We start from the raw sequence: 8,095 nt of genomic DNA on the forward strand, positions 1-8,095 counted from the left end.
AAGGGCTGAAGCGGGAGTCGAACCGGCACTGCTGGCCTTGGGGCCTCTGGACATGGGGCCTCCAGAGATGGGATCCGAGGGCAGAGAGGGAGACGTCATGGCGGGGATCAGCGGCGTTCAGGCCTCGGCGGCTCGCCGCCACAGCAACAGCAGCAGGGCAGAGAGCAGCAACAGCAGGAACATGCCCAGCATCACGGTGGCGCTGTAGCCGAAATCGAGAAAGCGCATGGCATTGAGATAGGCGTACACCGCCAGGCTCTCGGTGCTGCCGGCCGGTCCACCGCCAGTGAGCACCGCGATCAGATCAAACACGCCCAAGGCCTGGGCGAGGCGAAACAGCAGCACCAGAAAGATGTAAGGACGCAGCAACGGCAGGGTGATGCGCCACAAGGCCTGCCAACTGTGACCGCCCTCCAGGGCCAGGGCTTCATAGAGATCGGCGGGGATCATCTGCAGCCCCGCCAGCAACACCAGCGCCACGAACGGGGTCGTCTTCCAGACATCCGCCACCACCGCCGCAATCCAGGCGAGCTGCGGAGACGCCAGGAAGGGCAGCGTGGCCAGCCCGACGCTCTGGAGCAAGCCGTTGATCGGCCCGTTGGGATCGTTGAAGATCCAGCGCCAGCCCAGGGCCATCACCGTGGTGGGCAGGGCCCAGGGCAGCAGGGTGAGGCTTCGGACCACCCCCCGTGCCGGCCAGCGCTGATGCAGCACCAGGGCAATGGCCAGGCCAAGCAGCAGCTCCAGTCCCACGGAAACCCCGGAGAAGCGCAACGTCTGAGCGGCGTCCTGCCAGAAGCGGGCGTCCCCGAGCAGCCGCTGCCAGTTGGCCAGGCCCACCGGCACGGGCTCAAGTCCCGTGAACACCGACTGGGCCTGCAGACTCAGCCAGCCGTAGTAGCCCATCGGCCACACGAACACCGCCAGCAGCAACAACAGCGCCGGGGCGATCAGCACCAGGGTGACGAGGTTGGCGCGCAGCGTTCGGCTCATGCCCCCGTCCCCTCTCCACCGGTGGACTCCAGCAACAGGGTGCTGGCCTGGCCCGCCCGCCCCATGGCCTGAGCCGCGGGAAGTCCGCCGGTGATCACATCGCTCAGCTGCCGCTGCAGGATGTCGCTCAACTGGGCGTAGGCCGGCGTGATCGGCCGCAGCACGGAGTATTCAAGGGCCCGGAGCTGCTCCGGCAGGGTTGGGGAGGCGGCCAGCAGCTCCGGATCCTCAAACAGGGCCGTCAGGGTGGGGGTGTTGCCCCAGTCCTTCACCAGCCGGCGCTGGCTATCGGCCCCGGTGAGGGCCTGCAGCACCTCCACCGCCTGATCGGGATGGGAGCTGCCGCGCAACACCGACAAGCCCCAGCTGCCCTGGGTCGCGGCGGGGGACTGGCCAGGCTCGGCCACCATGGTGGTGACACCCACTTTGCCGGCCACGTGGCTGCCCGGCTTCTGCAGCTCGCTCCAGGCATAGGGCCAGTTGCGCATGAAAGCGGCGTCGCCTGTCTCGAACGCCTGCAGGGTCTCCGGCTCAGCGAAATTGGCCACCGCCGCCGGGCTGATGCCGTCGACGAGCAGCTGCCGCAACCAGCCCGCCGCTGCCGCCGCCTCGGGTTGCTCCAGCCCCAGGCCCGGCGTCAGATCCGGCTCCCAGCGGCCGCCAAAGCCGTGCAGCACCTCCAGAAAATCACAGATCAGGCCCTCGTACTGGCGCCCCTGCCAGACAAAGCCCCAACGCACCCGGCCCTGTTGCTGCAGCTGCCTGGAGACAGCAACGAGTTCGGCGGGCGTCCGGGGTGGACGCTCCATCAGATCAGTGCGCCAGTAGAGCAGCCCCATCGAGGCCACCATCGGCAGCCGCCAGAGATGGCCATCGATCACGTTGCCCTGCCGGGCGCCGGACACCACACCGGCCAGGGGATCGGGACCGAGCCGATCGTCGAGGGGCAACAACCAGCCGGCGGCGGCGTACTTGGCCGTCCAGCTCACGTCCATCAGCAGCAGGTCGTAGGGGCTGTCGCCCAGCAGCAGGCTGCTGATCGCCAGATCCGAGACGGATTCGGTCTCGAAGGGGCCACGGGTCACGGCGATGGTCAGCCGGGGATGGCTGCGGTTGAAGGCGTCCACCGTGGCGGCGGTTGCATCGACGAAGGGCGCTGGCATCAGCACCCGGATCGTGACCGCGGGCCGTGCCACGGCGATGGACACCGGCAGCAGCAATGCCACCACCAAGGCCGCCAGCAGCCCCAGCGCCAAGCGTCGGGCCCAGAGCTCGCGAGGCGGCCGGGTCACAAGGCCCGCAGAACGCCCAGCGGCTCCTCCACCGGCATCACCAGAGCTGCCGCGATCACCTCATCCATGCTGCGGTGCGAATACGGGTTGCTGAGCAGAGCGTCCTGCAGCTCCACCGAAGCACCGGTGAATAGCGAGGGCACTACCGGTACGCCGAAACTTGTCCTCCACGGGCAAGGCCGCCGCACCCATCGCGCCGTGAAGGCAGATGGCCGCGTGGGCGAAGTGAATGGCGTAGCGCGGGATGGCGATCCAGCTTCCCCGCGGCTGCTCACGGAACAGGTTCCGCAGGGTGGGGATGATTCCATTCGGACTGGTCTGATCCACCCAGCGGCGGGTGCCGTCGGCGTCGATCTGCTCGTCGTAGGGGGAGCGGTGATACACCAGCACGAAGTCGCTGTGGCCGTTGGTGCTGCCGCTTGCGTTGCTGCTGCCACTTGGCTGCCACTTGGGCTGCTGGCTTCGCTTGGAGGAATCGCCGAATTGCGAACTGAATCGAGAACAATCATACTGACAAAGAAAAAGAATCAGAACGGGTCCAACAACTGAACCTCAGGGATCAGACAGACGGGGCTGAAGGCACTGGAGTGCTGGATGCACGGAGCCCGAGATCGGCGTCCCTCAGAACGCCAGGTGCGGTCGAGGTCCTGGTGGTATCGCGATGGGACGGCACACGGGAATCCAGACTTAAGGGCGACAGCGCCACGGGAAAGGCCGACATCGCGGCTGTGCTGGCTCCAACTCGCAACCTTGCGCATCCAAGCGGTGAGCGGCGATGCCTGGATCGCGTCGCCCAGCAGCAGGAGAGTGAACCTGATGGCACGACCTGATCACACCAAAGATCTGGCCTAACAGGCTGAACGCGATGACAGAACCGGGTGGATTCGAGGCACAACAACAACACCTTCTCTTCGTTCCACCAGAACACACGTTCCTGCGGCTGTCAAATCGTGCCGGCTCAGGGCAACGGCGGGGGCTGCAGTTGATCGGGGGCTTCCTCGACCAGCTGCAACCGCAGCCGCTTCCCACCGGCCAGCTCACCGAGAGACACCCTCAAAGTGCTACCGCTGAGGGTCTGCAACGCATTCAGCAGCTCACGCAGGTGGGGCGTGCTGCTGCCGCTTTCCACCCAGAGGCGCTCATACAACCCTCCCAGCCGACGCCAGCTGGTGTGGAGCTTGAGCACCGCCGCCTCCAGCTGCTGGGCCTGCCCCACCGCATCAGCCAGCAGGCCAAGGGCATCGAGGCGCTGCGCCTCCTGCATCGCCTTTTCCAGGTCGAGATGGTCGTGCTGAAAGGCGCGGACCGCCAATCCGGCTTCAGCAGCCTTGCGCAGCCAACGGGCCGTGAGGGTCACATCCTTGACCCGATCCAGCTCTGGCTCGTCCCGCAGCACGCGCCGCAGGTCCTCCTGCTGCTCCTCGGGCAGCTGGGCCAGCTCCTTGACCAGGGGAGCCACCACCCGGGGCGGCAGCAGGTTGTCGGCGGTGCGCTGACGGATCTCCTCAGGCAGCAAGGGGCTGGTGGCGGCCGTGAATTCATCGGCGAGGCGCTTCACCTGCTTGCGGGTGATCTGCTGACCCTCATTGGCGGCCTCGCTCACCATCTGCTGCACCTCCGGCTCCGCCTGGGCCGTTTCGAGGAAGGCGCGTTTGGAGAAGAGGTTGACGCTGGCCTCCTCCAGCAGGCCGCCACCCACCAGTCCATCAGCAGACTCGGCCAGCTGGATGAGGGTGTAGGCCCGGGTCTTGCTGATCTCCTGCTCGCGCAACCACTGCAGGAAACCGGTGCCGCGGCCCTCGCCGCCGCGCTTCTCGCGGTCGCGCACCGCCCGCAGGATCCTGCCGCGCCAGATCTCGGTCTGCAGGTCGAAGCGATCGCACACCTGCCAGGCCGCCTCGAGGCGGGCCAGGAACTCCATGGTGCTGATCGCATCGGAGTCCGGATCCGGAAGCTCGAGGCTGAGCGCGGGGGCCTCGAGCGGATCCATGGCACGAACACTGGGAGGGGGAAAGGCGATCGTGCCACGGCCCCAGGACGGCGACGAATCGTGACGCCCTTCCGTCAGCGCCACGGCCCACGGGTAACGTCCCGTTGACAGCCACCCACTTCACGCGCAGCGATGGCCATCTCCCGCGGCGACAAGGTGCGCATCAAGCGCCCCGAGTCCTACTGGTTCAACGACGTCGGCACCGTGGCGTCTATCGACAGCTCCGGGATCCGTTATCCCGTGATTGTGCGTTTCGAGAAAGTCAACTACAACGGCTACAGCGGCTCCGAAGGCGGCATCAACACCAACAACTTCGCCGAGTACGAACTCGAGAAGGCCTGAGTTGCAGGCCAATGCCTGCGGCACAAGTCTTCCTCAGCGACTTGATCCGTCTTCATGGCAGGTCGGTCCTGCAAAGCCGTTCTGCTTCAAGCTGTAACGCGAAGACGTCCTAGGCCAAAACAAAATGTTTTCGCCTGCCATGCATGTTCAGCCTGTCTGGGATCCCAGGCAGGCTGTTTTGCTGTAACGAGGCCCGAAGATCAGGAGAGCCATCAACCTCACGGGCGCGCCAGCAGGCCACTGGGTGGCACGATGAGGCCATTCCCTGCGTCTCGGCGCAGTCCGATCAGATCCAAGAACCCGTGCCGGAGCTGCCCGAGGTCGAAACCGTGCGCCGCGGCCTGGAGCGGCAGACCCTCGGCATGACGGTGGCCACCGTTGAGGTGCGGCTTGCGCGCACCATCGCCCACCCGCAAACTGCAGAGCTCTTCTGCGCAGCGCTGCAGGGCTGCCGCCTGGAGCATTGGCAACGGCGCGGCAAATACCTGCTGGCGGCACTGGCAGACAGCGCCGGAGTGAGCGCCGGGACCTGGGGGGTGCACCTACGCATGACCGGCCAGTTCCTCTGGCGTCCAGAGCCAGCAGAACCCTGCCGCCACACACGGGTGCGGATCTTTGATCCACACGGCCATGAACTCCGCTTCGTCGACACCCGCAGCTTCGGTCAGATGTGGTGGGTGCCCCCTGATCAGGCTCCTGCCGAGGTGATCACCGGACTGCAGCGACTCGGGCCTGAGCCGTTCAGCCCTGAGTTCACAGCCAGCCATCTGGAACGGGCCCTGCAGGGTTCGTCGCGTCCAATCAAAAACGCCCTGCTCGATCAACGCCTTGTGGCTGGAGTGGGGAACATCTATGCCGATGAATCGCTGTTCGAAGCCGGCATCAGACCCCAGACTCCAGCTGGTCAGCTGAAGCGCCCCCAGCTGGAACACCTGCATGGGGCCCTGCTGAGGATTTTGCAGACCAGCATCGGCGCCGGTGGCACCACCTTCAGCGATTTCCGCGATCTCACAGGCACTAACGGCAACTACGGCGGTGTGGCCTGGGTCTATCGACGCGGTGGCGAACCCTGCCGCCGCTGCGGCACCGTGCTGCGCCGCGACAAGCTGGCCGGGCGCAGCACCCACTGGTGCCCGCTCTGCCAGCAGTGAACCCAGGAGCCGCGACACGCTTGGATGGATGGACTGTCCGATCGATTCGGTTTGGAGTCCCTGGCGACCCAACTCACCAAGGCCATGGCTGCCATCCATCAGCGCGGCTGGTGTGATGGCACGGGAGGCAATTTCAGTTGCGTCTGGCAGCAGGATCCCCTGCAGCTGTTGATGGCACCCAGCGGCGTCGACAAGGGCTCGGTCGAGCCAGATCAGTTGATCCTTGTCGATGCGAACGCACGCGTCATCAGCGGGCATGGCAAGGCCAGTGCCGAAACCCTGCTTCATCTGGCGATCGTCGTCGAGGCTGGTGCCGGGGCTGTGTTGCACACCCACTCCCAGGCGGCCACCCTTCTCTCCTACTGGGCTCTGGACCAGGCGGAAAGGAGCGAATCAGGCTGCGCAGCGCTGGCGATCAGCGGCCTGGAGATGCTCAAAGGCCTGCAAGGCGTCAGCACCCACGCCACCACGATTCACATCCCCGTGCTGCCCAACAATCAGGACCTGAGGGCCCTCAGCGCATCCGCTCGGCCTCACCTGGCCCAGGCACCCCATGGGCTACTGATCGGAGGGCACGGGCTTTACGCCTGGGGCACGGGCCTAGGCGAGGCCAAGCGCCATCTTGAGATCCTCGAATTTCTGCTGGAACAGCAATGGCGGCGCCTGCTGTTGCAGAGCCTGATGCACCCCATGCCCGGCTGTGAGCATTCCGACCCAGTCATCACACAACGGCACGACGATTGCAAGGAGACCAACCATGCCTGAACCTAACCGCGCCATCAACGGCCAACCCAGCGGCGCCCCAGGCATCCTTTTGCCCGACACGACGACACACATCCTGCTGGACATTGAAGGAACCACCTGTCCGGTGAGCTTTGTCAGCGAGGTGCTGTTTCCCTATGCCAGAGCCAACCTCGCGTCCTTTCTGGAAAGCCAGGGTCAACAGCCAGTCGTTTTGCAGCTGGTGCAGGAGTTACAGCAAGCCTGGGATCAGGAGAGTGATCCCGAAGCGGTGAGACTGCGCAGAAAGCCATCAGGCAAAGAGTCAGGGACAGGGACAGGGGCTGTTATTGCCAGCACAGGCACAGGCACAGGCACAGGCACAGGCACAGGCACAGGCACAGGCAATGTTATTGCTGGTTCTGGAGAGATTTTCAAAAACCAGACATTCGGAAGAGCCTTCTCCGATGAGTTTCCTTCCGCAAGCCTCGACTCAACAAGAAACCATGCGCTCGTGCCCTATCTGGAATGGCTGATCCATCAGGATCGCAAACTCACCCCTCTGAAGGAACTCCAAGGACTGATCTGGGAGAATGGCTATGCCAAGGGCAACCTACAAGGACCGATCTATGATGATGTTCCCCCTGCGCTGCGAGACTGGAATCAGCAGGGGCTGCGGATAGCAGTCTATTCCTCAGGCTCCGTGCATGCACAGCAGCTGATCTACCAATACAGCCGCTTTGGAGATCTTCGCCCATGGTTCTCTGGCTGGTTTGACACCCGAATTGGTCCCAAACAGAAGGCTGAAAGCTACCAGTCGATTAGCACCAGACTTGAGACCGATCCCAGCAAGATCCTCTTCATCAGCGACGTCACGACCGAACTAGATGCTGCATCAGAAGCTGGCTATGCAGTACTTCTCAGCGAGCGCGAAGGCAATCCAATCCAACCTCAACACACATACACGAGCATTCAGGCTTTTGACGTAGTTCGATAACTCCACAAGCCTCTACAACTCAAAAACTCGGATTCACAGCACCATGCATACTACTGCCTATGGATCAGCAAAGCTTGTCAATTCCAAGAGCAGCTAAGTCCGAGGATAATCTGCTTGGAAGAACTTGGGGAGTCAAGGAAGTTGCTCAAGCCAGGGCTTTACAATGGTCACATCCCTGTCGCCATGGCAGCTTCTCATTAGGCAGTCATCCAGGCCATCCTTAGATAGTGACCCCAGCGACAACCCATCTCAAGCAACATCCAATGGTTTTCATTGAGATCCCACCAGAACGAACAACGAACTACCCATCAAATCGAATCCACAGCAGCGTCAACCCCGAGGCCTTTGGAGACGAGCCATCTGCGCACTTAGTCGATCTGGCATTGTCAGGCCACATCTGATCCACCACAGCCTGATGGGCAAGCGATCCATGACCCAGACACACGAAAACGCCCCCGATCGCGGCCAGCAGGCTGCGATCGGAGGCGTCGTCGTGGAGCAAAGTTTGACCTGGCATCGAGCTATTTTCGCAGGAGGCTACCCTCCAACTATCGTTGCCGCTGCTGCGTTTCACAACCGAGTTCGAGATGGATCGGAGTGGGTCCACAGC

At 63.6% G+C, this 8,095-nt stretch carries 8 protein-coding genes and 1 rRNA gene; 4 read left to right on the forward strand and 5 right to left on the reverse strand.

All coding sequences use genetic code 11. The annotated features are described in order from the left end of the window. Nucleotides 1–117 precede the first annotated feature (117 nt). The 4 genes from KQ310_RS07835 to KQ310_RS07850 form a co-directional block, all read right to left on the reverse strand. Nucleotides 118–993, reverse strand: coding sequence for a carbohydrate ABC transporter permease (locus KQ310_RS07835; protein ID WP_259721208.1), 876 nt, complete (start codon nt 991–993; stop codon nt 118–120). Then, entirely contained in the window at nt 990–2,285 is a 1,296-nt protein-coding gene (locus KQ310_RS07840; RefSeq protein ID WP_259721209.1) for an ABC transporter substrate-binding protein, read from the reverse strand. The genes KQ310_RS07835 and KQ310_RS07840 overlap by 4 nt, the downstream gene beginning before the upstream one ends. After that, on the reverse strand, nt 2,282–2,428 hold the full coding sequence (locus tag KQ310_RS07845) for a hypothetical protein (RefSeq protein ID WP_259721216.1): 147 nt from the start codon (nt 2,426–2,428) through the stop codon (nt 2,282–2,284). Before KQ310_RS07845 ends, KQ310_RS07840 begins: the two co-directional genes overlap by 4 nt. A gap of 815 nt (nt 2,429–3,243) precedes the next feature. Continuing rightward, the gene (locus KQ310_RS07850) at nt 3,244–4,275 is read right to left on the reverse strand and encodes a hypothetical protein (RefSeq protein WP_259721210.1); all 1,032 of its coding nucleotides are present in this window, start codon (nt 4,273–4,275) and stop codon (nt 3,244–3,246) included. A gap of 132 nt (nt 4,276–4,407) precedes the next feature. On the opposite strand from KQ310_RS07850, the gene KQ310_RS07855 reads away from it, so the two are divergent. The 4 genes from KQ310_RS07855 to mtnC all read left to right on the forward strand — a co-directional run bounded on the left by KQ310_RS07855 (nt 4,408) and on the right by mtnC (nt 7,485). Then, nucleotides 4,408–4,617, forward strand: coding sequence for a photosystem I reaction center subunit IV (locus tag KQ310_RS07855; RefSeq protein ID WP_259721211.1), 210 nt, complete (start codon nt 4,408–4,410; stop codon nt 4,615–4,617). Nucleotides 4,618–4,919: 302 nt separating this feature from the next. After that, nucleotides 4,920–5,768 carry a DNA-formamidopyrimidine glycosylase gene (locus KQ310_RS07860; protein ID WP_259721212.1) on the forward strand — a complete coding sequence of 283 codons (849 nt, stop codon included), beginning with the start codon at nt 4,920–4,922 and terminating at the stop codon, nt 5,766–5,768. 24 nt (nt 5,769–5,792) lie between these two features. Next, the gene (mtnB, locus tag KQ310_RS07865; RefSeq protein WP_259721213.1) at nt 5,793–6,533 is read left to right on the forward strand and encodes a methylthioribulose 1-phosphate dehydratase; all 741 of its coding nucleotides are present in this window, start codon (nt 5,793–5,795) and stop codon (nt 6,531–6,533) included. After that, nucleotides 6,526–7,485 (forward strand): acireductone synthase, encoded by a 960-nt coding sequence (gene mtnC / locus KQ310_RS07870; RefSeq protein WP_259721214.1) that lies wholly within the window; start codon nt 6,526–6,528, stop codon nt 7,483–7,485. Before mtnB ends, mtnC begins: the two co-directional genes overlap by 8 nt. 508 nt (nt 7,486–7,993) lie before the next feature. Here mtnC and rrf read toward each other — a convergent pair. Continuing rightward, nucleotides 7,994–8,095 (reverse strand): 5S ribosomal RNA (rrf, locus tag KQ310_RS07875); the annotation flags it as partial.

This window comes from Synechococcus sp. CS-1328 (genome assembly GCF_025128095.1).
Taxonomy (GTDB): domain Bacteria; phylum Cyanobacteriota; class Cyanobacteriia; order PCC-6307; family Cyanobiaceae; genus CBW1002.